Annotated in this window: 20 protein-coding genes, 3 pseudogenes and 1 riboswitch; of the genes and pseudogenes, 4 read left to right on the plus strand and 19 right to left on the minus strand. The window is 44.2% G+C overall.

The window, feature by feature from the left end:
• Positions 1-13: 13 nt before the first annotated feature.
• From ASL14_RS24755 to ASL14_RS24765, 3 genes are read right to left on the minus strand one after another with little or no spacing between them, the layout of a single operon-like run.
• Entirely contained in the window at positions 14-838 is an 825-nt protein-coding gene (locus tag ASL14_RS24755) for a triphosphoribosyl-dephospho-CoA synthase (protein WP_134914631.1), read from the minus strand.
• A 4-nt stretch (positions 839-842) separates the two neighbouring features.
• A complete protein-coding gene (gene mdcA, locus ASL14_RS24760; RefSeq protein WP_134914096.1) occupies positions 843-2,489 on the minus strand; it encodes a malonate decarboxylase subunit alpha in 1,647 nt (548 codons plus the stop codon).
• Positions 2,486-3,325: an ACP S-malonyltransferase gene (locus tag ASL14_RS24765; protein ID WP_335338607.1), complete on the minus strand. Its 840-nt coding sequence runs from the start codon at positions 3,323-3,325 to the stop codon at positions 2,486-2,488. The genes mdcA and ASL14_RS24765 overlap by 4 nt, the downstream gene beginning before the upstream one ends.
• 200 nt (positions 3,326-3,525) lie before the next feature.
• Between ASL14_RS24765 and ASL14_RS24770 the strand changes: the two genes are divergently transcribed.
• On the plus strand, positions 3,526-4,392 hold the full coding sequence (locus ASL14_RS24770) for a LysR family transcriptional regulator (protein ID WP_134914100.1): 867 nt from the start codon (positions 3,526-3,528) through the stop codon (positions 4,390-4,392).
• A 437-nt stretch (positions 4,393-4,829) separates the two neighbouring features.
• Here ASL14_RS24770 and ASL14_RS24775 read toward each other — a convergent pair whose 3' ends face one another.
• Complete coding sequence (locus ASL14_RS24775; RefSeq protein ID WP_134914102.1) at positions 4,830-5,870, minus strand: NAD(P)-dependent alcohol dehydrogenase; 1,041 nt, start codon at positions 5,868-5,870, stop codon at positions 4,830-4,832.
• Positions 5,871-6,174: 304 nt separating this feature from the next.
• Here ASL14_RS24775 and ASL14_RS24780 point away from each other — a divergent pair, with 304 nt between their 5' ends.
• Entirely contained in the window at positions 6,175-6,579 is a 405-nt protein-coding gene (locus ASL14_RS24780; protein WP_134914104.1) for a MerR family transcriptional regulator, read from the plus strand.
• A 151-nt stretch (positions 6,580-6,730) separates the two neighbouring features.
• Here ASL14_RS24780 and ASL14_RS29715 read toward each other — a convergent pair.
• The 5 genes and pseudogenes from ASL14_RS29715 to ASL14_RS24805 form a co-directional block, all read right to left on the minus strand.
• Positions 6,731-6,837 (minus strand): annotated as a pseudogene (locus ASL14_RS29715) (hypothetical protein); the annotation flags it as partial.
• Between the two features lie 505 nt (positions 6,838-7,342).
• Positions 7,343-7,657, minus strand: coding sequence for a DMT family transporter (locus tag ASL14_RS24790; RefSeq protein WP_134914108.1), 315 nt, complete (start codon positions 7,655-7,657; stop codon positions 7,343-7,345).
• A 3-nt stretch (positions 7,658-7,660) separates the two neighbouring features.
• Positions 7,661-8,002 carry a DMT family transporter gene (locus ASL14_RS24795; RefSeq protein ID WP_134914110.1) on the minus strand — a complete coding sequence of 114 codons (342 nt, stop codon included), beginning with the start codon at positions 8,000-8,002 and terminating at the stop codon, positions 7,661-7,663.
• A 95-nt stretch (positions 8,003-8,097) separates the two neighbouring features.
• Positions 8,098-8,196, minus strand: a riboswitch (guanidine-I (ykkC/yxkD leader).
• 82 nt (positions 8,197-8,278) lie between these two features.
• Entirely contained in the window at positions 8,279-8,797 is a 519-nt protein-coding gene (locus ASL14_RS24800) for a spermidine/spermine N(1)-acetyltransferase (protein ID WP_134914112.1), read from the minus strand.
• A gap of 26 nt (positions 8,798-8,823) precedes the next feature.
• Entirely contained in the window at positions 8,824-9,276 is a 453-nt protein-coding gene (locus tag ASL14_RS24805) for a MarR family winged helix-turn-helix transcriptional regulator (RefSeq protein ID WP_134914113.1), read from the minus strand.
• Positions 9,277-9,389: 113 nt separating this feature from the next.
• Here ASL14_RS24805 and ASL14_RS24810 point away from each other — a divergent pair.
• Positions 9,390-10,069 (plus strand): annotated as a pseudogene (locus ASL14_RS24810) (YczE/YyaS/YitT family protein).
• A gap of 857 nt (positions 10,070-10,926) precedes the next feature.
• On the opposite strand, the gene ASL14_RS24815 reads toward ASL14_RS24810, so the two are convergent.
• From ASL14_RS24815 to ASL14_RS24825, 4 genes are all read right to left on the minus strand, one after another.
• Positions 10,927-12,429, minus strand: a complete 1,503-nt coding sequence (locus ASL14_RS24815) for a glucose PTS transporter subunit IIA (protein WP_237171594.1) — start codon at positions 12,427-12,429, stop codon at positions 10,927-10,929.
• 41 nt (positions 12,430-12,470) lie between these two features.
• Positions 12,471-12,791, minus strand: coding sequence for a PTS transporter subunit EIIB (locus ASL14_RS28565; RefSeq protein WP_223264130.1), 321 nt, complete (start codon positions 12,789-12,791; stop codon positions 12,471-12,473).
• Between the two features lie 104 nt (positions 12,792-12,895).
• A complete protein-coding gene (locus ASL14_RS24820) occupies positions 12,896-14,341 on the minus strand; it encodes a glycoside hydrolase family 1 protein (protein WP_134914115.1) in 1,446 nt (481 codons plus the stop codon).
• A gap of 21 nt (positions 14,342-14,362) precedes the next feature.
• On the minus strand, positions 14,363-14,803 hold the full coding sequence (locus tag ASL14_RS24825) for a DMT family transporter (protein WP_134914117.1): 441 nt from the start codon (positions 14,801-14,803) through the stop codon (positions 14,363-14,365).
• A 377-nt stretch (positions 14,804-15,180) separates the two neighbouring features.
• Here ASL14_RS24825 and ASL14_RS24830 point away from each other — a divergent pair, with 377 nt between their 5' ends.
• Positions 15,181-16,074 carry a LysR family transcriptional regulator gene (locus tag ASL14_RS24830; protein WP_134914119.1) on the plus strand — a complete coding sequence of 298 codons (894 nt, stop codon included), beginning with the start codon at positions 15,181-15,183 and terminating at the stop codon, positions 16,072-16,074.
• A 672-nt stretch (positions 16,075-16,746) separates the two neighbouring features.
• Here the strand turns inward: ASL14_RS24830 and ASL14_RS24835 are convergent.
• From ASL14_RS24835 to ASL14_RS24860, 6 genes and pseudogenes are all read right to left on the minus strand, one after another.
• Positions 16,747-17,707 (minus strand): annotated as a pseudogene (locus ASL14_RS24835) (alpha/beta fold hydrolase).
• 234 nt (positions 17,708-17,941) lie between these two features.
• Positions 17,942-19,309, minus strand: coding sequence for a sensor histidine kinase (locus tag ASL14_RS24840; protein WP_134914120.1), 1,368 nt, complete (start codon positions 19,307-19,309; stop codon positions 17,942-17,944).
• On the minus strand, positions 19,306-19,980 hold the full coding sequence (locus tag ASL14_RS24845) for a response regulator transcription factor (RefSeq protein ID WP_134914122.1): 675 nt from the start codon (positions 19,978-19,980) through the stop codon (positions 19,306-19,308). Before ASL14_RS24845 ends, ASL14_RS24840 begins: the two co-directional genes overlap by 4 nt.
• A 476-nt stretch (positions 19,981-20,456) precedes the next feature.
• Positions 20,457-22,037, minus strand: a complete 1,581-nt coding sequence (ggt, locus tag ASL14_RS24850; protein WP_134914632.1) for a gamma-glutamyltransferase — start codon at positions 22,035-22,037, stop codon at positions 20,457-20,459.
• 72 nt (positions 22,038-22,109) lie between these two features.
• Positions 22,110-23,423 carry an amidohydrolase family protein gene (locus ASL14_RS24855; RefSeq protein WP_134914124.1) on the minus strand — a complete coding sequence of 438 codons (1,314 nt, stop codon included), beginning with the start codon at positions 23,421-23,423 and terminating at the stop codon, positions 22,110-22,112.
• The gene (locus ASL14_RS24860; protein ID WP_134914126.1) at positions 23,420-23,860 is read right to left on the minus strand and encodes a cupin domain-containing protein; all 441 of its coding nucleotides are present in this window, start codon (positions 23,858-23,860) and stop codon (positions 23,420-23,422) included. Before ASL14_RS24860 ends, ASL14_RS24855 begins: the two co-directional genes overlap by 4 nt.
• Positions 23,861-23,896 lie beyond the last annotated feature (36 nt).

Consider the following 23,896-nt stretch of genomic DNA (forward strand, 5'->3'; position numbering starts at 1 on the left):
CCAAGTAAAAGTATCAATCGATGAGAAACAATGTGGCGGCTAGCAGGTCGGCGCTGCCTCCAGGTGAGAGCCGTCTAAATTTACAATGCTCGGACAATCGGTAAAACAGCTTTCTGCCCGACTGGGTTCTGAATCCGTCTGCAGCAAGGAAGGCACCGGACATTCGCTTGATCGTTATCAGGTCTGACCAACGGCCGCGATGTAGGATGCAGGTATCGTCTACACTTGCCATCAAAGCCAATAATGCTTCGATGCGTGCTTCCTCCTCCGTCTTGCCACAAGCTCTGGCGTGCAGCAAAGTGGGCAGGGCATTATCACGGATGTGCGGAAAACCGAGCCTCGCCTCTTCCTCTGCTCCCATTACCGCGTATCTCTTCTTCACCGATTGTCCATTCGTCTGCTGCACAGGGCGATACCGGTCATGGAACGACGCGATTCTTCCTGCAATGCTCATAATTTGTAATGGGTCCCGTTCTTCGGGCAAGGCTGCCCTTGCACTCACTAGAAGGCCAAGGGCCCAAATGGCCCCCTTATGTGTATTCACTCCATTGGTTGTACGGAGCATCACTTTCTCGCCATCTCTCCCGATTTGAGCAATTTTCTCGCGCAATGTCTGGTTCACCGGATGTTGGTAGGACACATTGGCTATTTCCCGAAATGTATTCTCCAATGATCTCGCGGATCCAAGCATCAAATCAATGGACATGTCGCTATGAGAGCCATTGTCCCTGGCATCCACAAGCCCAGGCTTGGGCGTAAGCAACGCCTCTTCCATCAGTGCCTTTACAGCCTTGGCAGCCAGGGAAACCGCAAGAGCTGTATGTTTGGTCGCGAGCATGGCTTTAAGACCAGCTCCGGAATTTAGCAGGCGGATCATATAACCCCTCTGACCAATCCACGAGATCGTTAATCGTCTGCGCAGCCAGCAGCGAGCGCTTAGCTTGTCTACGCATGATCCCAAGATCCTCAGGGTAGGCCACAATTCCTCTGTCACGCAGCAAGCTTACATCGCTCTCATGGCTTTCCATACCCAATGGCGTTACGCCTGCAATCGCCGCTAGTGCCTTCGTTCTCTCCTCAACGCTGTCTGTTTTGTAGAGATATGCGATACCTTCCTCTGTGAGGACGTGGGTGACATCATCCCCATAAATCATGACTGGAGTAGTGGCGAGGCCAGATTCATCCTTCACCTTGATGGCATCGAGCGAATCGACGAATACTGGCTTTTTGTTGGCACCATAGGTTTCAACCATCTGCACGACCAGCTTGCGTCCTTTGGAGAGTTCCGTCGGACGCTCAATCATGTCAAGCCAGGCAGGAGTCGCATGTCGCCGACCACGGGGATCATGTCCCATATTCGGCGCTCCTCCAAAGCCGGACAGTCTGCCGGAAGTAACAGTAGACGAATTGCCTTCGCCGTCCATCTGTAACGTCGATCCGATAAACATGTCCACTGCAAATTGGCCAGCAACCTGACACATCGCCCGGTTGGAGCGCATAGACCCATCCTTGCCGACGAAGAACACATCCGAGCGAGCGGCAATGTATTTCTCCATGCCAACCTCGCCTCCAAAGCTATGAATGCTTTCAACCCAACCGGATTCAATCGCCGGAATCAAGGTTGGATGCGGATTTAGGGCCCAATGCTTGGCAATTTTCCCTTTCAAGCCGAGCTGCTCGCCATAGGTCGGCAGCAAAAGCTCAATCGCTGCAGTATTAAAGCCGATACCATGATTAAGCGACTGAACCTGATGCTTTCCATAAATGCCCTTGATCGCCATCATGCCCATCAGGATTTGCAGCTCTGTAATGTTTTGCGGATCGCGGGTAAAGAGTGCTTCCAGCGCATAAGGTCTGTCAGCTTGTACGATCACGTCAACCCAGGACGCCGGAATATCCGTTCTCGGCAGCACGTCCACAATTTCGTTGACTTGTACGATTACAATGCCATCCTTAAAAGCCGCCGCCTCAACGATCGTTGGAGTTTCTTCCGTGTTGTTTCCTGTATACAGATTGCCCTCACGATCCGATTTGTCCGCCGCTACAAGCACTACATCTGGTATAAGGTCAATGAAGAGACGACCGAATAATTCCAAATACGTATGGATGTCGCCGAGCTTCAGCGTTCCGTCATCAATCATTTGTGCGACACGCAAGCTCTGGGAGCCACTATAGGAAAAATCCAACTTCCCGGCAATGCCTCTCTCGAAAATATCCAAATGCTCAGGTCTTGAAATGCTGGACATAATCATGTGCAGGTCATGCACCTTGCCTGGATCGACCTCCAGCAGCTTTTGGGACAGATAGGACGCCTGCTTCTGGTTATCCCCCTCCAAGACGACCTTCGCACCTGGCGCGATCAATGTCTCCAGCAGATCGACGATCCGGGATGAGTCAACGTATTTTCCATCCAGCCATTTGCTCACCTTTTCTAGCTTTTCCCGTTTTTTGTCACGATTCTGTGACCAAGAACGCAGCACCTTATTCATTCTTCTTGCTCCTTCCATTTTCTAATCAGATACTGGGTCGCTTCCAGACCAATCTCGCCCACGGCTATCTGCCGGGTATCCTTGTGGGCCTGCTTGACGAGTACAGAAAGAGTCTGACCCGGAGGCATCTCGATGAAACAGTCAGCTCCCGATTCTACACAGACAGCCGCCATATCCATCCACAGGACGGGATAAGCTACGTTTAGGGCAAGGTCCTTCGCAATTTTTTCCCTGGCTGTCGTCTTTCTGCCCGTATGATTCACCAAATATGGAATCTGGGCATCCTGCAAAGGAAAAGTGTGTATTTGCTCCAATAGTTTCTTGGCTACCTCTGACATCAGCGGGGAGTGTGAAGGAATCGGAACCTTCAGAAGCACTGTCTTAGCGGCCCCAAACTCCTTCACATGCATAAAAGCTTTATTTATCCCTTCCAATGAACCGGATACGACGATCTGCTGCTCTGCGTTCATATTCGAGAGGTAGACAGGCGTCGCCTCGCTATGAGAAAGATCCACGACTTGTTGAACCTCTGTCTTCGTAAGTCCGATAATCGCACCCATTCCATAGCCCTCAGGGAAAGCTTCTTCCATCAACCGGGCACGGAGCCACACGATCCGAAGCGCATCCTCGAACGAAAGAACTCCCGCGATGACCGCCGCAGGAAATGCACCAATGGAATGCCCTGCCACGAATTGGGGCCGGATACCCTGCTCGATCAACCGATAGGCTATTGCCGTCTCCTTAACGAAGAGTGCAATCTGAATCCAGACCGTTGAGCCCATAGCCTCCTCATCATCACGCAGTTCAGTTTCGATGATACTTGTTGCCTTTTTCACATACTCGGGCACATCTTGGAGCATTCCAGGAACCTGTGACCCCTGGCCGGGAAATGTAAAAACGATGTTCAGAATCTCACCACCTTTAGCGGATTCATTTTCTTTACATTGTCAATTGTAATAAGTGAGCAAATACCTGTAAAATATATATATTCACATATGATCGATAACTTAATGGTTATAAAGGGGATTACTTCACTATGGATTATTTGCAGCTTAGGTATTTTCAAGTCACCTCCAAGTATGAGCATGTCACACGTGCCGCGAACGAGCTGTTTATCTCACAGCCTGCCTTAAGTAAAATGATTAGAAACCTGGAGACGGAATTGGGTGTGCAGCTATTTGACCGCGAAGGAAAACATATCGTGCTGAATGAATATGGGAAAAAATTCCTAAAAAGAGTAAACCAGTCGCTATCAGCGCTAGAGCAAGGCATATCCGAAGTCAAAGAAATGAAAAATGAAAAGGTAGAGGTCATCACGTTATACGTAGCCGTCGGCTCTATGCTATTGCCCAAGATTGTCGGTAAGTTTCGCGATCTCTACCCTCAAATTAGATTCAACCTGACCCAGCACCCTGCGAAGATGAAGAAAGGACTAGCGTACGATTTTGCGATTACGTCCGAAGAGTTGACGGACAACGAGCATGCGGTCCTGCTGGAGGAGGAAATTTTGCTTGGCGTACCCACATCTCACCCTCTGAGTTTTCAGGACACCGTATTCCTGAAAGATCTAGAGCATGAGAAGTTTATCAGCCTTACACCTGGCAATTCGCTTAGGAAGACAACAGACCGCTTTTTTACTCACATCCCTTATGAACCGGACATCGTCTTTGAAAGTGATGATCCGGCTACGGTAAGAGGGTTGATTCAGACAGGACTTGGCATCTCCTTTATTCCTTCTATCCTGTGGAGGAACGGCGTAACCGAAGGCATCAAACTGCTTCCAATCAGCGAGCCTCGATGTATGCGAACGATCTATCTGTCCTGGCCTACTGGGGAACTGCACACCGATATAGAGAAATCGTTCTTCGAGTTCATCATTAGATTTTTCCGAGATATTGCTTAGCATTGACAGTGACGTTTAACCAAGTGGATAGTCTGTAGCGTACGTTTATTTCATAACTTAGTCATAACCACCACGATGGTTCCAAACCCGTAGCTTGGCTTGTGATGCGGGGCCACCAGCCCCTACCAGCTGAAATATGGTCTTTTGGAGGGTTGTAGGAGAACTGTTTTTGTTACGGGATCACTGCCCCTAAAGCCACCACGTTTTCTCGGCACCCTATCGTAAAACGACGATAAAAAAGGCCAACCAGAAGATTCTGGCTAACCCGATAATACGAGAAGACACTAAATTAATGACTTTCAATGGTACCATGATTTTGTCCCTCAACAGCATCAAAGATTTGATAAGATCATAGATAGAATAAAGTGAAGTTGTCTCAAAAACTTTTGTTTTGAGACAACTTCACTAAAATCAATTATAGAACTTATCAACACAACTCATATTGTGCTAGTGTCAATCACGAATCTGTACTTCACATCTGAAGCTAAGACGCGTTTATAGGCTTCGTCAATTTGGTCAGCTGAAATGACTTCGATCTGAGGAACGATGCTATGTTTTGCACAGAATTCTAGCATTTCCTGAGTCTCACGGATGCCTCCGATCATTGAACCTGCAAACGAACGACGGTGACCGATGAGAGACATCACGTTTACTGACAACGGCTCCCCAGGAGCACCCACGTTAACCAGAGTGCCATCCAGAGTGAGCAGTGCGAAATATGCATTGATGTCGATATTCGCACTTACTGTGTTAATAATCAAATCAAAGGACCCAGCGAGTTTTTCGAAAGTTTCTGGTTCGCTTGTAGCGTAGTAGTTATCTGCCCCGAATTGCAAGCCATCATCCTTTTTCTTCAATGACTGTGACAGAACAGTTACCTCTGCACCCATTGCATGTGCAATTTTGACAGCCATGTGACCAAGACCACCCATACCCACAACCGCTACTTTCTTACCTGGTCCAGCTCCCCAATGATTTAGCGGCGAGTATGTTGTAATACCTGCGCAAAGTAGAGGTGCAGCGACATCAAGCTCGATGTTGTCAGGAATTCGGACGATGAAGTCTTCCGTTACGACAATGTGGGTGGAATACCCGCCTTGCGTAGGTTCGCCGTACTTGTCAACACCCGCGTAGGTAGGAATATTTCCTTTGAGACAGTACTGCTCTTCTCCTTGGCGGCAATTTTCACATTCGCCACAGGAGTCAACCATGCATCCGACTCCTACTCGGTCACCAACCTTGTACTTTGAAACTTCGGCTCCTACTTCTGTGACAATTCCTGCGATCTCATGTCCAGGTACGAGGGGATAGTTTACTGGGCCCCATTCGCCGTGAGCAGTATGGATGTCAGAGTGGCATATGCCAGCATATTTAATTTCGATCAGGACATCATACGAATCAAGATCACGTCGTTTAATCTCAGTCGCCCGGAACGATTGGTCCGGACCGTCAACAGCTCGTGCTTTAGCAGTTATCATAATAAAACCTCCTAAGGTTATCATTTTCCAAGAGAATTACGCTCATAGGGTACAAGTGCAAGACTCGACTTGAATTTCATTGAATTCATCCCTACTTTTTCTCTTGTAAAACCATCTTAATCCCTCTAGTTAACTCTAGGTCAAATGTCTTTGGAAAATTGATGTTCTTAAGAAGCTTAAAAATGAAACGTCTATATTGCAACATGTTTATGTTAACTTTGACATCCCGCATACAGCATGGTAGAATTCCCACATATCCTAGAGTTAACTCGAAGTCTATGCCAATAAGAAAAGGGGAAAATGAATGTCGTATTCTATCAGCGAAGTTGCAAAGGAACTGGATCTCACAGTGTATACCTTGCGTTACTACGACAAGGAAGGACTCATTCCTTTTGTAGAACGTACCCCTAGCGGAACTCGAATATTTAAAGAATCAGATATCGACTTTTTAAAGATCATTCAATGCCTGAAATCTACCGGGATGCCGATCAAGGATATCAAAGATTTCATTGAGTGGTGTTCCGAGGGCGATTCCACCTTGCAGGAAAGATATGACATGTTTACAGAACGTAAAGCTAGTGTAGAAGCACAAATGGAAGAACTAAAAAAGACCATGGAAGTCATTGAGCACAAACGCTCCTATTACAAGACTGCCCTTGATGCTGGTACGGAAAAAATTCATAAAAACAATAGAATCGGGAATGATTAGGCAATCATCAAATCGGCAATAGTACCAAGTTCTTGTCCTTTACGGCAAAGGTGGACTTGTCATTACAAGATATGGACGGTGTAATCAGACAAGTAAAACGGATGCGTTCATGTACCCGACTTTGAATGGGACTATGTTTTAGTCTCCTGACCAGCGCCGTGGTCGCTTCATCGCGGATCAGGTTCTCAGAAACATGCGGGCGATCACCAGCCACTGCCTTTGTCCGCCGGACAGCTTCACGCCCTGCTCGCCGATCATATTCATGTCGTTCGTCAGACAGCGACCAGATGCTGGTTTTCGTGTTGTAAAAAAACGGAACGACAGCTTTGGAATATGTGAAACAGCTTACAGTGCATATCCGTTTCGATGTTGATGCCCAGTATGTTCCCCAATAATTAACGATGTATATCTTGGTTCCGCTCAAGAAATACAGAGCGATCAGACCAAACGAAACCCAAATCAGCGTTCTTACCGATATCAGGCGCAAATTGATACGAACCTCCATATGGGACAACGCTCAATCCGACCCAACTCCGCATCCAATCGGCGATCCGCTGTGTAAGAAGAAAGAGATGACAGGGAGTAAGCTCCATCAGTTCTGCGCATTATTGTTAATTCTTTTATTAATTCATCTTTCTCATATTCCAGAATTATTCCAGAAGGATCTGAAGTGGTTTCTAGATACCATGTCGTTACAGTCCATGAGCATTCAGATAGTTCGCTGCTATTCTAAAATGACCAATTTATCTAATACCATCATTATTCAGCTTACCAGCTTTAAACCAACTGCTGAACCGAGTACCATCGCGATGAACAGAATTCTCGCGGTATTACGCGGTTCACCGTAAAAGATCATGCCCAATATGGCCCCGCCCGAAGCTCCAATACCGGTCCAGACAGCGTAGGCTGTTCCCATTGGTAATGTTTCCATGGCCAGGGATAGAAACAAAAAGCTCAATCCAAATCCTGCAAGCAGGTAAAAAGTGGACAGGAAATTCCGGTCTTTATGGAGCTTATTAATCATGAGAACTCCCATCATCTCAAATACGCCTGCCAAAATTAGAAATACCCAGTTCATACGTCAGTGCACCTCTTTTCCTTGTTTCTTCTCTTTGCTCTGTATTTTGAGCCCTATAACTCCGAGCAGAAGCACCCCGATCAGCATTAATTTAGATCCCTGTACCTCGGCACCAAACAACAAAATTTCTCCCAATACAGTGCCGGCCGTTCCCAAACCGACAAACACTGCATAGACTGTTCCTACCGGAATCGTACGGGAAGCCATAATCATGAGTATGAAACTTACTAAAATGGAAACTAAAGTGCCTCCCCACTCTAACCATCCACTGGCATGTTTCAAGCCGATGACCCATCCAACTTCAAATAATGCCGCAATTACAACAGATAACCATGTCTTGTTCATTCTGTGCTTCCTCCTTTTTGATAATGCTGCAATATAATATGGATTTAAAGCAGCAATAAAAAAAAAGCCTGAGAGAATACTGCATACAGCAGTTTTTCTCCCAGGCTTTTATCCCTCCGTGGCACAGTACGACGACTGTGAGTTTTCTCTCGGACCAGCCGATATTACATCGCGGAACCCTAGAAAACATTTTGAATTCAATTATAGCTAACATTATACACATTAGTGAATAAATCACAATATAAAATTAATAAGAATTCGTATATCATCCTAAACTTATATCATTGTTTTGGTCATTATGAAATCAATTTGTTCTTCATCACCCATATAAAAAGAGTGTGCGCCAGTTTGAACAAACCCCATTTTCTTATAAAAAGCAATAGCGTTTTCATTTTTTTCCCATACGCCGAGCCAGATTTTCTTTTTATTATGTTCCGTCGCAATTTCCATAGCTTTATTTAGCATATATTTACCAAGCCCATGGTTTTGAAATTTCTTTTTTACATAAATCCTCTCAATTTCGAGTGACTTATCACCCATTTTTTCGGATTGGGCATCATTCATATTTACCTTTAAATATCCAGCAAGTTCTTCATTAAAATAGATGAAAAAGATTTCTGAAGAGACGTTAGACAATTCCTCCTCCAACTGTTTAAAGTTAAATGCTCTTTCCAGATAGGCTTTCATATTTTCAGGTGAATTCTGATCTTTAAAAGTATCGTTGAATGTTTCAATACTTATTTCTTGGAGTATTTGTAAATCTTCACGGCTGCACTTTATTATTTTTACAGTCACTTTAATGTATCGCTCCTTCATGTAAATCAATAATTTCTCTTGTTCCCCTTTTTTACAAATTCCCAGTCTTCCCCTATATTTTCTCTTACTCTTTGAAGAAGATTGAAAATGGTTTCTACTTCTCTTTCCGAAAATCCCTCTAATGCAACGTTATTGGAATAATCATTTTCTCTTTTTATAAAAGGATAAACATTATTCCCCTTCTCTGTTGGAAAGAGTTTTTTAATTTTTTTGTTATGGTTATCCTCTTTCTTTTCAATAAATCCATTAATTACAAGTTTTTTTATAGCACGAGATGCAGTTGTTCGATCTACTTTTATCATCTCAGCTAACTTTTCTTGAATGATTCCTGGGTTTTCACATATTCGCACAAGGTACAAATACTGCCCTTTTGTAAGATCATATTCTTTAAATTCTATATTACTTATAGAATCTAATGCCCTTGCGATCATTCCAATTTCACGAAGTACATCCTTCATAGTTAACTCCTTTGCACCTATTTTGTTGCAAATGCAATAAAAATGGTATATATTAAATTTACCCTAATTTTGTTGCATTTGCAACATGAAATTATGATAAAGAGGTCGAGTAAATTGAAATATGTTTTTTCGTATTAGGAATTTTTATTTTATCCCTTGGAATTTCGTTCACTATACAATCAGACCTTGGGACTTCACCTTTTGATGCACTTTTGGTAGGACTGTCCATAAATGTGGGGCTTACTGTGGGAAGTTGGGAAATCATAATAGCTATAATATTGATATGTTGTAATTCACTTTTAAAAAGACAAAGACCAGAATTTTTAGGGTTGTTAACAGCATTTATAACGGGTATTGGTATTGATATGTGGCTTTTTTTATTGCAAAATTTGATAACACCTGAACTATGGTACAGCAAAGTTGTTTGTTTTGGAATTGGTTTAGTTGTTGTAGGATTAGGAACTGCAACATATTTACAGACAAATTTTGCACCCATTCCAGTTGACCGATTAACATTAATCATACAAGAATTAACTAGAACAAATCTATTTTTTTCGAGAACATTCATCTACCTTATATTCTTGATCATAGCAGCCATTTTAAATGGACCCATTGGCATTGGAACTTTGTTAACCGTTTGTTTAGGGGGCTAATACTCAATTACTTTATGCCATTTACCGGAAAAATACTAAACCGCATATTAACACACTCTGGTACATCACCAAATTATGAGAAAGATAAAAGCATTCTACATAGAATGCTTTCTTTCTTGTTCAACTACCTGATCCGTTAAAAGATGTAATATCATAACGTTGATTTCGATACAAAATTGTACTTTGTACTTAGTTCCAGACCTACGGCCGAGGAAATTCCCTACATATTGAACCTCATTTTTTCCAAGTTGACACTGAAGCTTGATGCTCATATTTCTTTATTTCGATCTTAAGTTTCTCTAGAAGAATTGGTACTATTATTTATCTCTCAATTGGTACTTTAATTGTGTCTAATTCATTTTTATAATGTGTTTGTATTTTGAAGGTCAATTAATAAAGGAGTGCTTCTTCGATCACTTGACAGATGCATTTTGCAATGCCCAACCTTCTCTAGTCCGACTTCACTATTACGTACTCGAGGAAAACGATTATACGGATTAGGAACAACTGAAATGTAACGGTCCTGAGACTCTCCTAATTGAACGTCTCCATATAGAACAGAAGGGAAGTTCCGTTTTTGGTTTATCCACTCCGGTTAAAGGTGTAAACCCGGTTCTACACGGCTTTGAGGCATGTCTCCTATATTGTTAGTACGCTGTTCATTTACAGATGAAAAGTTCACGTATAATTGATTTCCCTGTTCCCACAAGGCCTGATACAATTGTGGGCTTGCTTTTTGTTCTGAATCAACGTGTTTCAAGAGGCTTTGAATTACATTGTCCTGGAAGCAGACTCATTACCTCTCGAAGTCGATAAGGCTATTTCGAGACTTTATTGTCCAATACTTTGCTGAACTACTCAAGCATTCGTAATATCTCAATCCTTTTCTTCGTTAGCAACAGAACTATCTACTAGAAAAACAACCAGCTATAGTAGCTATATCTGGTTGTTATACGTTTTTAATTTACTTCCAAGATCAAATTCATGTTGGCCTGTGTTAAACCAAATTTGAAGATGAAACCCCAGCTTCTGTAGGAATCACATGTAATAACTGTTTTGAATTTGGATCCTCCAGATTCACATGCACTTGATCATAATTAAATGAATTCGTAACAATAACCATTACCGTAGGATCATAACCTGCAGCCTTGATTTGCTCTAAGTCAAACTCAACTAATTTGTCTTCAATCCTAATTCTGTCATTTTCCTTAACCAATGGTTTAAAGTGTTGTCCCTTTAATTTCACGGTATTAATACCGATATGGATCAAAAGTTCTACACCGGAATCAGATACAATGCCAATCGCATGCCCGGTTTTGTACACGCTGCTTACCGTTCCGTTTACCGGAGCTGTAACAATTCCGCTTATTGGAACAATCCCTGCTCCTTTACCCATCGCTTCAGAAGCAAACACCTCATCGCTTACACTGCTTAAAGGAACAATTTGGCCATCCACAGGTACCACAACGTCGTTTGGATTTGCTTGAACGCTTATGGAATTCGTCCCAGACTTATTAGATACACCGAAGAAATACGTTAAAATAACTGCTCCAAAGAATGCAATAATCAATCCGATGACTTCTCCAATAAAACCTTGTCCTAAATACGTTGGAATTGCCAACAAGCTAGGAAATGTGAAAGTGGATGCATGTACTTCAAACGACCCAATGACAGCGCCTCCAATACCGGCAGCGATCATTGCACAGTAGAATGGACGCTTTAACTTAAGGGTTACGCCGTAAATTGCCGGTTCAGTGATACCAAAAATGGCTGTGATCGCTGCAGAACCCGATAGGCCTTTGATTTTGGCATCCTTGGTTTTCAAAAATACGCCTAGAGCAGCACCAGCTTGGGAAAGTACGGCTGCACATACGATAGGTAGCCATTGGTCGTATCCTTGATTAGCAACATTGTTTATCATTAGCGTAATCAACGCCCAATGGATTCCGAAAATAACGATCGATTGATGGAAAGCCCCTAACACTAACCCAGCGAATAACGGCGAAAAACCGTATATTGCTAACAATACCATGGCGAACAGGTCACTGATCTTTGTGCCTACAGGCCCAATTACAGCCAAAGTTAAAGGCAACATAATCATTAGCGAAACCAGAGGGGTTAACATGTTACGAATTGATTCCGGAAAGAATTTATTCAGCACAGGTTCCAGGTAAGAGAGGCCCCAAATCGATAACAGAATAGGAAATACAGACGCCGTATACGTAATTGGAACAATCGGAATACCGAAGAAATCAATCGTTTGTGAATTGGATACGATCTCTACTAAAGATGGATGAATGAGTGCACCAGCTAACGAAACGGCTACGAATTGATTGACTTTCAGCTTCTTGGCCGCAGTAAATGCCAAGAAAATCGGCAAATAGTAGAAAATGGCATCACTTGCTGCGTTCCATATTTTATATGCACCACTGTTGGTCGATATCCAGTTCATTGTTATAAATAAAGCCAGAATACCTTTTAAAATTCCGGCTCCAGCCAAGGCTCCCAGAAATGGCGTGAACACGGCCGAAACAAAATCCATCAACTGACTGACAGGATTAAATTTCCCAACTCTTTTTCTGAAGCGCTTTCATTGTTGGTAGAAGCATGTAATGTCATCCCAGGTAATGATGTTAGTGCATCATAGACTTGAGCAACGGAATTACCAACAACCACCTGATACTGTCCGGCACTATTGACGACGGTAATGACCCCATCTGTGTTTTCAATCTTTTTGGTATCTGCAGTACTCACATCATTTAATTTAAATCTCAATCTAGTGGCACAATGCCACACCGCATTGACATTCTCTTTTCCTCCTACGCCATCCAGAATATCCTTTGCCAATTTTTGATAACTCATAGTTGTCCCCCTATTATAAATGCCCGGACCATTTTCCACATACCGTATTACTGAAACGATACAAAATGATCCGGGGGTGCCTTAATTATTTAGTGATTCTCATCCTAATCGTTGGTGGTTCTATGAAGATCCTCGCCGTTTGTATCAATAACTTGCTTATACCAGTAAAAACTATTTTTATAATGGAATTGCCCATTTCCATTACCTTCATCATCATAGTCCACATAAATAAAGCCATATCTTTTGCTCATTTCAGCAGTACCTGCACTGATGATGTCGAAAGGGGCCCAGGTACAATAAGCAAAAATATCTGCCCCTTCACGTATTGCCTCTTTCAGTGCTGCAATATGCTCCTGATGGTATTCGATGCGATAATCGTCATGAACTTTATTGTCTGCTGTTAAAACATCTTTAAATCCAAGACCATTTTCAGCCACCATCATGGGAACATGATACCTGTCCCAATACTTGGACATGCAGAGATATAATCCTGACGCATTGATGGACCAGCCCCAACGATTCGCTTCCAAATGGGGGTTTTTGACGATAGAATTAGGGTCCATCGTATTCTCGCTAGCTTTAACAGTATTTGACCAATAATAAGAGACTGCAATGAAATCTGCTGTGTTGTTTCGAAGCAGCTCCTTCTCTGCTTCAGTAATTTCCAGCTGGATGTCATGGTCTTCGAAATACGTCAATGCATATTCTGGATACTCTCCTCGAATCAGAACATCGCTGTAGAAATATTGCATTCGATTCCGTCTGAAATTCAGTTCGACATCTGCAGGTTCACATGAATAAGGGGCGGTTAACGTATCGGCCAACATCATTCCCATTTGAAGGGATGGGTTTAGCTTGTGGCCAAATTCGGTGATCTTTGCAGAAGCAACGAATTGGTGATGAACCGCTTGAAACTGAGACTGCTCGTAATGATCAACTTTATCTTTCAGTATGCCAAGGGAGGCAAATGCCTCTTTGTGGACAAGGTTAATTTGATTGATAACGATCCAATATTTAACAGTTTGGTGATATCTTTGCAGGACGGTTTGCCCATACTTCACGAAGAAATCAATCAGGTTCGGGTTCGTCCAACCGCCATATTGCTCAACCAAATTTAAAGGCATTTCATAATGGAAAATCGTGACGATTGGCTCAATATTTTTTTCTTTCATGTACTCAAATAATCGATCATAGAAGGCCAAACCCTGCTCGTTTGGAACGGTATCATCTCCATTCGGAAAAATCCTGCTCCAAGAAATAGACAACCGCAATGTTTTTACATGCATGTCTGCTAACGCATCGACATACTCACGGTATCGTTCGTAGAAATGTACTCCTTGGCGTTTAGGGAAATAGTATGTCCCATGTTTGTATTTTTCGTATGTTTCTGAATCCATGTTATTAAAATGTAGATCAGTAGGATCAGCCCCTGGAATAAACGGCTGAATATCAGCAGTACTTAACCCTCTTCCATCCCTGCGATGGGCACCTTCTGCTTGGTTAGCAGCAATAGCTCCTCCCCACAGAAAGTCTTTTCTTATTTTGCTCATGTACGTTTCCCCCAAGTGTATTTAAAATTTTTGTACGATAAAGACTCCTGCAATAACCAAAAAAGCTCCCAATAATCGAGGAATATTCAAAGTGTGCATACTAGCACCAATTAATCCAAAATGATCAATGATCACCGACACGATTATTTGTCCAGCTAAAACGTATCCAACCGTAGCTGCTACTCCTATTCTGGGCATGAGAATGGTTGTCGCCAATACATAGAAAGCACCCAGTAGTCCTCCTGTCCACATCCACCAGGGAGCTTCAAACCATTCTTTTTTGAACAACGGTCCTTTTACAAAAAAAGATATGATTATTAATGAGATGGCACCTACTGTAAAAGAAATGGCCGAAGCAACAATAGGTGATCCCACCACCGTCCTTAGCTGCGCATTAACACTAAATTGTGTAGGCAAGGCCATTCCTGCCAATAATGCGAAAATTATGAATACGATAGCCATGTATGTTCCCCTTTCTCTTACTTTGATCGATTAGCCAATCGGAAATTGAACGAAGTGCTTCATTAAATCGTTTATCCGATTTTAGAACCACGAGAAAATACCAAAAGAACGGTTTCAAGTGTGTCCATTGCAAAAGTAATCCCATCTCCTATTTAGAGAGCAATGGAATAGAAATCAGAAACATTCAGTATTATCCCCTCTCAAATTCTGAAGATTGAATATCCCCTACAGATGAGTCAATAATATATCTTAAATATGGGAATACTAGATTGATCACCTTCTCAATTTATTGATTAATCATTGACAACCCGAGTATAATTCACGCAATATAATAAGTAAAATTAATAATAAGTATAGGAGGTATACTAATTACTTATATGGATATTAATCATGAACTCTATAAGATCTTCTATATCACAGTAAAAGCTGGAAGTATGTCTAATGCGGCAAAGGAACTGTTTACATCACAATCGGCAGTTAGTCAGTCCATAAAACTGCTTGAAAATAAGCTAGGTGGACAGTTGTTCCATAGAAGAGCACAAGGAGTGTCCCTTACTGCGGAAGGAGAGATATTATTTCAATATGTAGAACAAAGCTATGAGTTATTACAGGCGGCTGAAAGGAAATTTTTGGAATTAAGAAATTTAGATGCTGGCCAACTAAGAATAGCCGTAAGCACAACAGCTTGTAGTAACTTCTTGATGCAATACCTAGAAACATTCTCCCTGGCTTACCCTAATATCGAGATTTATATCAAAGATCAATCTACTCATTCTACAATTAAGCAGCTAGAGTCAGGCGAAGTTGACATAGGAATCATCAATCTGAACGGAAGCAGAGATTCTCTGACGGTGATTGGAAAAATAGAAATACAAGATTGTTTTGTAGTAGGTGAGAGATTTAAAGAAATATGTGATAAACCAATATTCTTAAAAGAACTAGTAGTAAATTACCCGATCATTCTGATGCAGAAAGGACTTAATACAAGAAAATATATTGACAACTTTTTCACTTCATATGGCTTAAAAGTAATACCTAAAGTAGAGCTGAGTACCATGGAACTGTTAATTGAGTTTGCTAAAAAAGGTTTGGGCATATCATGTGTAATCGAGGATTTTGTTCGCAGCGATTTGGATCAACAACAGCTATTCATAGTACCAATCCAAGAAACCATACCTAAAAGGTTTCTAAGTATTGCTATCAAAAAAGATTTGCCCCTTTCTTCAGCAGCTCAAAGGTTTATTGAGCTTTTTCAAAGCAGTACAGTATAAATTTAATTATATAAAGGGCTTCTTTTTGAAGAATACGCTCCTAGAATCTTAACTACAGTAACTAGAAAGCGATCTAATAGAGCATCGTTCGTCTATATTAATTCTCTTGTTCAATAATCAAGCGATTTTTTAAATCCGAAATGACTTTTCAGAATATCTTGAAATATGGTTCTATCATTTTCTGCATCTGTCCATCCACCCATTCAGTGAACGAGGTTACCGATCTGCAAAAAGATCATGTTTATGTCCTTTACGGCAAAGGGGAACAAGTTCTTGACCGAAGTTCGACGCACTTGTGATCGAGGCTTCCACCGCGTGCAAAGATCTATTTCACAGCAATAGCAATATGAATCCATGCTGGAGCAGATCGTATCCACAGCTTATACTATGACAATTATATATAACATCAATTCTGAATGCAGCTTGTATGATTTAATTTGAAAATTAAAAGAAATGCGGGTTTTGTGAACAAGGAAGAGACGAAAATTATCGTTAGCCGAACTACCAGTGATTTCAGTCTAAACTCAAACAGCGCGCACCGATTGAGTATCGGCACGCGCTGGCTGCATTGCTTTTTTCAACTGTCTACTTGACAGGGATATGACCAAAGGACGTTTTTTTATTTCACTTATACATTTGTAGAAAATAGTGAAGGTGCCTTTTTCAGTGCACTTATTTTATTTCTTTCATAAAGCTCCTGAAGTTTTCAGCGATTTCCTTTGATTTGGTATGGTGTAAATAATGTTCTCCTTCAAGTGTCATTACTTTTCCATGTACAGAATCTTTGACTTGCTCTTCATGCAGTGGTATCCATCTTTCCACACCTGTATTATTTGCTTGTATAAAGAAATAAGGGGCAGATTTTTTGGAAATTTTAAATTTTTAGCTGCTTTAAAATTAGGATAAATATTTTCCATTTCGTTTGAGGTGCTGGAATTATACATGTTTTTGAGAGAAAGAATTCTCATTTGTTCTTTTGTTTCATCATCATATGGTAGTCCAGCATATGGGTCACCAGTTAGTTTCATTACCAATCTGGCTAAACCTGATTTTTTGAGAATTTAAACGTTTTTATTGGTAATTCAGCATCCATACCACCTTGTGTTGGAACACTGCTATCAATCCCGACAAATGCACTCACTTCGTTTTCATATTTGTTCACATAATCCAGTCCGTAAATGCCTGCAATGGAATGACCCATTAGAATATATCGGTCAATTTTAAGACTCTGTAAAGCTTCATGAATTTCACTTACAATATTCTCCGTGTTTCGTTCCTTTTCGGTTAGATCACTTAATCCATAACCAAAAGGCTCAATAACGACGACTTTGTAAAATGGAGATAGCTCTTCTACTAGCGGCTTAAAATCAAGTGCTGGTGCTGCTGTTCCATAACCCGGTAGTAACACGACGGTCTCTTCGCCTTTTCCTTGAATCAGAACATTCATTTTCTTCCCATCTACAGGTACGAACTGACCATAGGATTGTATTTTTCCTTGCTCTGATTTGCTGCTGATAATATTAACTGTATAAACAATGGCTAGAAAAAGCACGATTGCTATAATTATTGTTCCTATTATTTTAAGCAAAATGCTTCGTACTTTAATTGTTCTCGTTCCATTCCTCGTTTTCATTACCTCTCTTCGTTTCACGCTCAACTTCTCCTGTCCTCATCTGTTTGTTGGGCTACCTTAACGAGCCGCTAATGAAAGCTTAACCAAAGAAGATGTACTCCCTATGACGACAATATGAACGGAGTATGAACAAGCAAAAAAAATGCTACGTCGTCACATGCAAGGAAGCTGCACATAATGCTGTATCATGGAAAATGCGGTTTAGATAATCCGAATGATACCCTATGAATCTAACTAATCTGTTGGCGTTGTGATTGGCAAGGTGACCATGACGGTCGTTCCTTGGCCGGGTTCACTTTCCACTCGGATGTCGCCTTGATGAAGCGATACGATCTGTTTAACGATGGCGAGTCCCATACCGCTACCGCCATATTTACGACTGTGGGAACGATCAGCTTTAAAAAATCGCTCGAATATACGCTTCTGGTCCTCAAGGGAAATACCAATGCCCGTATCGGATATTCGGACTGTTACGCTTTTAATATCTTGCTTGATGCTGATGTTAATAACGCCGCCATCCTTGGAAAATTTGATGCTATTACCGAGTATGTTCGTCCATACCTGGTTTAATTGATCTTGATCCGCCAATAGGCGAACGGCCTTCAAATTGAGCTCGAAACGGATGTTGCGAGCCGACCATTGTGGCTGGATCGCGACGATGACTCGTCTGATCTGTTCATCAAGGCTGAACGTGACCAACCGCATCTGCTGTGACTGCGATTCAAGCAAACTCAGCTTTAGCAGGCTATCGCTCATCTTGGACATCCGATCTGCTTCCGCGATGATGATATCGAGATACCGGCTTCGCTCGTGTTCTGCTATGTCTACTTGCTTGAGTGCTATAGCATAACCGGATATCGAGGTGAGCGGCGACTGAACTTCATGCGACACATTCGTGACGAACTCCCTACGCATCTGCTCAAGTTGCTGTAGATCATGCATCATTTCTTCAAAGCTGCGAGCCAAAGTACCTAGCTCACCCTTTTGCTTAATATTCAGCTTGACGTTGAAATCTCCAGCTGCTATACGTCTGGTCGCTTTTGTCAGCTTTTTGATCGGTCTAACTAGGAATATAGAGGCAACCAAAATCAATAGGCTTCCTGTTACCAACGAATAGGTCAAAAAAGTAAATAACCATTTTTGGGTAAAAGAGGCGGAAGGATACATAAGCGGCTCCACAAACATCGCTTTCATTCCCATTTCCGTTTTCAACCGCAGTCCCAAGAGGTTCGTTGAAACACTACTCGGATTAACTTGAACAACTTCTCCACCCAATACTTTCCTTACTTGATCCATCGTCACAGTAGCAGGATTTTGTCCGTTAAGCGTTCCGTAAGACTGGAACTGCCCCGTTTCATCGAAAATTCGAATATAATAGGAATCGAGTTGTTTCATTCCACTTACGAATAAGTCCGCTTCACGTAACGGAATGGTTTCGTAAACCCGGACAATATCCTGACCAAAGTTAAATAAGGTGGTTTGCAAATTTTCGTTCAATTTCTCTTCAAACACCAAAAATGTTACAAAAAAAGCAATGATCGTGCCCGTGAGGACGGAGACCAGAAATGTCAGGACAACACGTGTATATAAGGATCTGATCATTCGTAAACCTCAAGCCGGTAGCCAAGCCCACGCACCGTCTCGATACGAAAATCGGGTGTAGACGCGAACCGTTCGCGCAGGCGTTTAATATGTACGTCTATCGTTCGATCATCTCCAGCGTAATCGATCCCCCAAATTTGATCGATCAACTGCTCGCGAGTATACACTTGTCCAGGTGTTCCAGCGAGCTTATACAGCAATTCGAACTCCTTTAGCGGCAACGTGAGCGACTCCGTCCCTCTCATCACCTTATAGGTCTGTCGATCAAGGATGACGTTGCCGAACTGGATCGTCTGCGTGGTGCCAATCCGGTAGCGTTTCAGCAGTGCTCTGACCCGAACTGTCAATTCCAGTGGATCAAATGGTTTCGTCAAATAATCATCTGTTCCAAGTTCGAAACCTTTCACTTTCTCCCATGTTTCGCCTCTCGCAGTCAGCATAAGTAAGGGAAGATCAGGATTGGCTCTTCTGAGCTCCTTGCATAACGTCCAACCATCCATAATCGGCATCATAATATCGAGCACGACAAGATCGACATGCGTTGTGGCGTAGACGGTCAGTGCTTCCTTGCCGTCTGCGGCTTCGGCTGTTGCGAATCCGTCGTTGCGTAGAAATAAACAGACGAGTTCGCGAATGTTGGCATCGTCGTCAGCAACCAGTATAGTAGGCATTCGTTTCCTCTTTCCCTGTTTTCCATCCCATATTGAAGTAATCATTATACTATAAATAACATTGAATTACTCCTATTCTCCCTATAATCTTACAGTGTTATTCCTCGCAGTATCCGCGGGCCTCAAAGCTCTCATCATGGTTCTGTTGTCCTGACAAGGCGCGGGGTTCTTCTGTAGGTTTTTGTTCAATATTTTTCTCTTCGATACCAAAATCGAATCTTTACCAATACCCAAAGGGCGGGCACTGCGGGACGTCTTAAATCCCTGCCTCGGTTATACCTCCCGTGTCATCAACCTCCTTATTCATCGCTTATAAGTGACCCGGTGAACATGGCGAAAATATTACGAAAGAGCAAAATATTCACGTGGGCTGCATAGAAAAAGCAAAAAACACCCTGATCAAGGAAAGAAAACAGTTTTCTTCCAGATCAGGGCGTTTCTAATGTGTACTGTTAAGGCTATGTCCCGTTCCCGGATCACCAGCCGATGGCTGCTCCATCGCAGCGGGGGTCCGTGCCGCCGATCCGCAAGCCGCTGTCATCGATCAAAATGGCATGCGCGTGCCCCATAGCTCCGGCAAAATCCTCAACCGGTTTTACCACGTGCCCGGCCAGCTTCAAACGACGCTGCACTTCTTTAGCGATCCGGCCTTCCAGTCTCAGATCCTGCGTTTCCTCCCCCCATGTTCGGCCCCACACCCAGCGCGGTTCATGTACGGCGGTCTGCGGGTCCATGCCGTAATCGACCATGCGGGTCAGCAGCGCGGTCTGCGTCTGCGGCTGGCCTTCCCCTCCCTGGGTGCCATATAAAATATATGGCTTTCCATTGCGGCAGGCCATCGCCGGCATCAGCGTATGAAATGTTCTCTTGTCCGGTTCAAGCCTGTTCACATGCGAAGGATCCAAGGAAAAGAACGAGCCCCGGTTTTGCAGCAGAATGCCGGTGTCTCCTCCCGTCACAGCCGATCCGAATTCAAAATACAGGCTTTGGATAAAGGAGACGGCATTTCCCTCTCCGTCTACAACCGCCCCGTACGCCGTATCATTGCCTACAGGCTGGGTATCTATCGACAGAGAGTGGTCCATATCGATGCAGGCTGCCAGATCCGCGCTGTAGGACTTGGACAGCAGACGGTCCAGAGGGATGGAGGAAAATCGTGGATCTGTCAAATACCGGTTTCGGTCACGGAAGCTCAGCTTCAGCGCCTCCACAAGCAGGTGATAGTACTCATAGGAACCGTGCTCTATACTGCCCAAATCAAACTGCTCGAGAATATGAAGCGCCATGATGCCGGTAAAGCCCTGTGAGTTCGGCGGGACCTGGTAAAGGTCAAGACCACGATAGCTCCCCTTGATCGGCTCCACCCATTCACCTCTGTGCCTCGCAAAATCCTCCAGCGTCAATAGACCGCCCTGCTCCGCAAGTGAGCGAACAATCTCCTGACCAACACTGCCTGAATAAAATTCGTCCCGGCCATGGTCCGCAATCTGCAGCAGGCTGCTTCCCAGAGCAGACTGCACAAAGCAGCTGCCCTGCTCCGGGACCTTTCCTCCGGGCAGATAGATGGCGGCCGTCTGCGGATAAGCCGCCAGCACCTCGAAGCGCTCGGCCGTATTGGCATGCTGGTCCGGCGACAGCGGGAAGCCTTCCAGCGCATAGCGGATCGCGGGCTCTAGCACCTCTGCCAGTGTCTTCGAGCCGTATTCCCGCAGTACGGCATCCCAGCCGTCCACCATGCCCGGCACGGTAATGACGCTGCGGGGTCCCCGCTGCGGGATGGCAGATTCGCCCGCAAAACAGGCTGCTGTAACCCGGCTGCCCGAACGGCCACTCGCGTTATAGGCCCTGACTTTTCCCTCCTGGCTGCTATAGGTCAGCCAGAAGGAATCGCCACCCAATCCCGTCATATGTGGGTATACGACGGCAAGACAGGCACTCACCGCCACGGCGGCATCAAAAGCGTTACCTCCCTGCTGCAAAATAAGCGATCCGGCCGCGCTTGCCAAATAATGAGGGCTGACAACCATCGTCTGTGTTCCTGTAATCGGTGCAACCATTATGCCCCCCACTTTCTCTCCCCTTTATAACTGATAAATCAATTCTGTTTGATGCCATTACTTTATACGGCTTTACGCATATGCCTGAGATGCATGCAGAGCGGACTGCCAGCCGCCGCAGGCATACACCCAGCGGCTCATTTTTGTGCCTGACAGCAGTTGCGTCGCATCAGCCGCATCCGTTACAACAAAGTTGCAGGCATACCCTTCTTCTATTCCGTACCCTTCGCAGCCTGTAATACCAGCAGGTATATCCGTGATCATCCGCAGCAGCTGTACCAAATCCCGTTCACTGCCCATGTGGGCCGCATACGATGTAATTTGGGCGATTTGTATCAGATCCCCGCGGCCGAACGGATGGAACGGGTCTTGAATGTTGTCGGAGGCCGCCGCCAGCGGAATGCCCACCGCAAGCAGCTCGCGAATTCGCGTTGTGCCCCGTCTTACCAGGCCGCGATCTTCCCGTCCCTGAAGATACAGGTTCACCGCAGGCAGCGTTACCGCGTTAAGACCGGCTTCCTTCATCTTCCCCATCACATGCTGTGCATCCTTATCCGTCATCGCGGACAGCGAGCACAGATGATCTGCCGTCACCCTGCCTTGATAGCCGCAGCAAATCGTATGCTCTGCTATGCTCAGCACGGTTCTTTTTTCGGGGTCGTCACTTTCATCCGCATGCAGATCAACCGGTACCCCGAAACGTTCCGCCAGCCGGAAAACCCTGCCAATCTCCCTTTCAGGGTCGTCTGCCAGATGAGGAGCTCCGCCCAGTACATCAATCCCCATCCGCAGCGCTTCCTCGACTGCCTCATCCGCAACTTCATGATTGCCGCGAAACGGAACCATCAACGCATATTGGATCACCATACTGCCCTTTAGCTTCTCCCGTACCTCCAAGGCTGCCTCAATTGTCCGAAAGGCCACCTCTCTCCCCAAATGAACAGGGAAGTCAAGGTGGCTCCTTATGGTCGTGGTCCCGTAGCTCAGTGCCATTCTGGCGGCTGTCAGCATGCGTTCTGTCAGCTGCTCCTTGCTGAAGCTCTGTACGGCCTGGCTGTAATTATGAATGGCTTCCTGAAGCGTGCCGGAGCGGTTCGGCACCTGCACGAGCGAAAAGGCTTTGTCCAGATGCATATGACAGTCGACCAATCCGGGAAGCATAATGCCGCCCCGCAGATCGATGCAATCCGCGTCCGCCAGCCGTTTCAGGTCCGATCCAGCCTGCTGCGGGGCAATCAGACGGGAACCGCCGCTATCCCCCGCATCAAGGAAACGGTCTTGTCGCCGGATGCTAACCCATTTCCCACCCTCCGCCTTTAGTTCATACAGACGGGAGTCTTCCCGATGCGGAAGGTGTACATTAATGAAATGCAGCCCTGTACTCATTGCGCGGTAGCCAGCGCCTGAAGCACGGCCAGATCCTCCTCATCCAGCTCGGCGACAGGACCTGCTTTGATCATATCCGAGAACAATTCGTCCGGTACCATGGTCGTCAGACAATACAGGCGTGTGCTGCCCGTGTTGATAATATCGTGATGGTTGCCCGGCGGAATAATAATGAATGAGCCTTGGCGGATCGGAGTCTCATATTCGTTGCCAACTTTGGCAACCCCCTCCCCTTTCAGCACATAAAAATATTCATAAGCTTCCCGGTGTTCATTGGATGGAGTTCTGCCTCCCACCTCGAAGATCTCTACAAATGAAGTGAAAGGCACCTGCTCCCTGTCGCACAGCAGTATGAACTTGTTCGTATCCTGTGCGGAAATTTTGTGGACGGGACAATTCTCAAAGTTACCGGCAACCAGTCCTGGAATGTTCACCATATACATTCAACCTCACTTTGATTGATTTTAATTTAT

Origin of the sequence: Paenibacillus sp. IHB B 3084 (genome assembly GCF_001447315.1) — a bacterium.
In the GTDB taxonomy this organism is placed as follows: Bacteria; Bacillota; Bacilli; order Paenibacillales; family Paenibacillaceae; genus Paenibacillus.

Excerpts from the sequence above, each read along its gene's own strand:
- ASL14_RS24755 (WP_134914631.1), bottom strand. The coding sequence starts at position 838 with ATGCTCGCGACCAAACATACAGCTCTTGCGGTTTCCCTGGCTGCCAAG.
- mdcA (WP_134914096.1), bottom strand. The coding sequence starts at position 2,489 with ATGAATAAGGTGCTGCGTTCTTGGTCACAGAATCGTGACAAAAAACGG.
- ASL14_RS24770 (WP_134914100.1), top strand. The coding sequence starts at position 3,526 with ATGGATTATTTGCAGCTTAGGTATTTTCAAGTCACCTCCAAGTATGAG.
- ASL14_RS24775 (WP_134914102.1), bottom strand. The coding sequence starts at position 5,870 with ATGATAACTGCTAAAGCACGAGCTGTTGACGGTCCGGACCAATCGTTC.
- ASL14_RS24780 (WP_134914104.1), top strand. The coding sequence starts at position 6,175 with ATGTCGTATTCTATCAGCGAAGTTGCAAAGGAACTGGATCTCACAGTG.
- ASL14_RS24790 (WP_134914108.1), bottom strand. The coding sequence starts at position 7,657 with ATGAACTGGGTATTTCTAATTTTGGCAGGCGTATTTGAGATGATGGGA.
- ASL14_RS24795 (WP_134914110.1), bottom strand. The coding sequence starts at position 8,002 with ATGAACAAGACATGGTTATCTGTTGTAATTGCGGCATTATTTGAAGTT.
- ASL14_RS24805 (WP_134914113.1), bottom strand. The coding sequence starts at position 9,276 with ATGAAGGATGTACTTCGTGAAATTGGAATGATCGCAAGGGCATTAGAT.
- ASL14_RS28565 (WP_223264130.1), bottom strand. The coding sequence starts at position 12,791 with ATGAGTTATCAAAAATTGGCAAAGGATATTCTGGATGGCGTAGGAGGA.
- ASL14_RS24820 (WP_134914115.1), bottom strand. The coding sequence starts at position 14,341 with ATGAGCAAAATAAGAAAAGACTTTCTGTGGGGAGGAGCTATTGCTGCT.
- ASL14_RS24825 (WP_134914117.1), bottom strand. The coding sequence starts at position 14,803 with ATGGCTATCGTATTCATAATTTTCGCATTATTGGCAGGAATGGCCTTG.
- ASL14_RS24830 (WP_134914119.1), top strand. The coding sequence starts at position 15,181 with ATGGATATTAATCATGAACTCTATAAGATCTTCTATATCACAGTAAAA.
- ASL14_RS24840 (WP_134914120.1), bottom strand. The coding sequence starts at position 19,309 with ATGATCAGATCCTTATATACACGTGTTGTCCTGACATTTCTGGTCTCC.
- ASL14_RS24845 (WP_134914122.1), bottom strand. The coding sequence starts at position 19,980 with ATGCCTACTATACTGGTTGCTGACGACGATGCCAACATTCGCGAACTC.
- ggt (WP_134914632.1), bottom strand. The coding sequence starts at position 22,037 with ATGGTTGCACCGATTACAGGAACACAGACGATGGTTGTCAGCCCTCAT.
- ASL14_RS24855 (WP_134914124.1), bottom strand. The coding sequence starts at position 23,423 with ATGAGTACAGGGCTGCATTTCATTAATGTACACCTTCCGCATCGGGAA.
- ASL14_RS24860 (WP_134914126.1), bottom strand. The coding sequence starts at position 23,860 with ATGGTGAACATTCCAGGACTGGTTGCCGGTAACTTTGAGAATTGTCCC.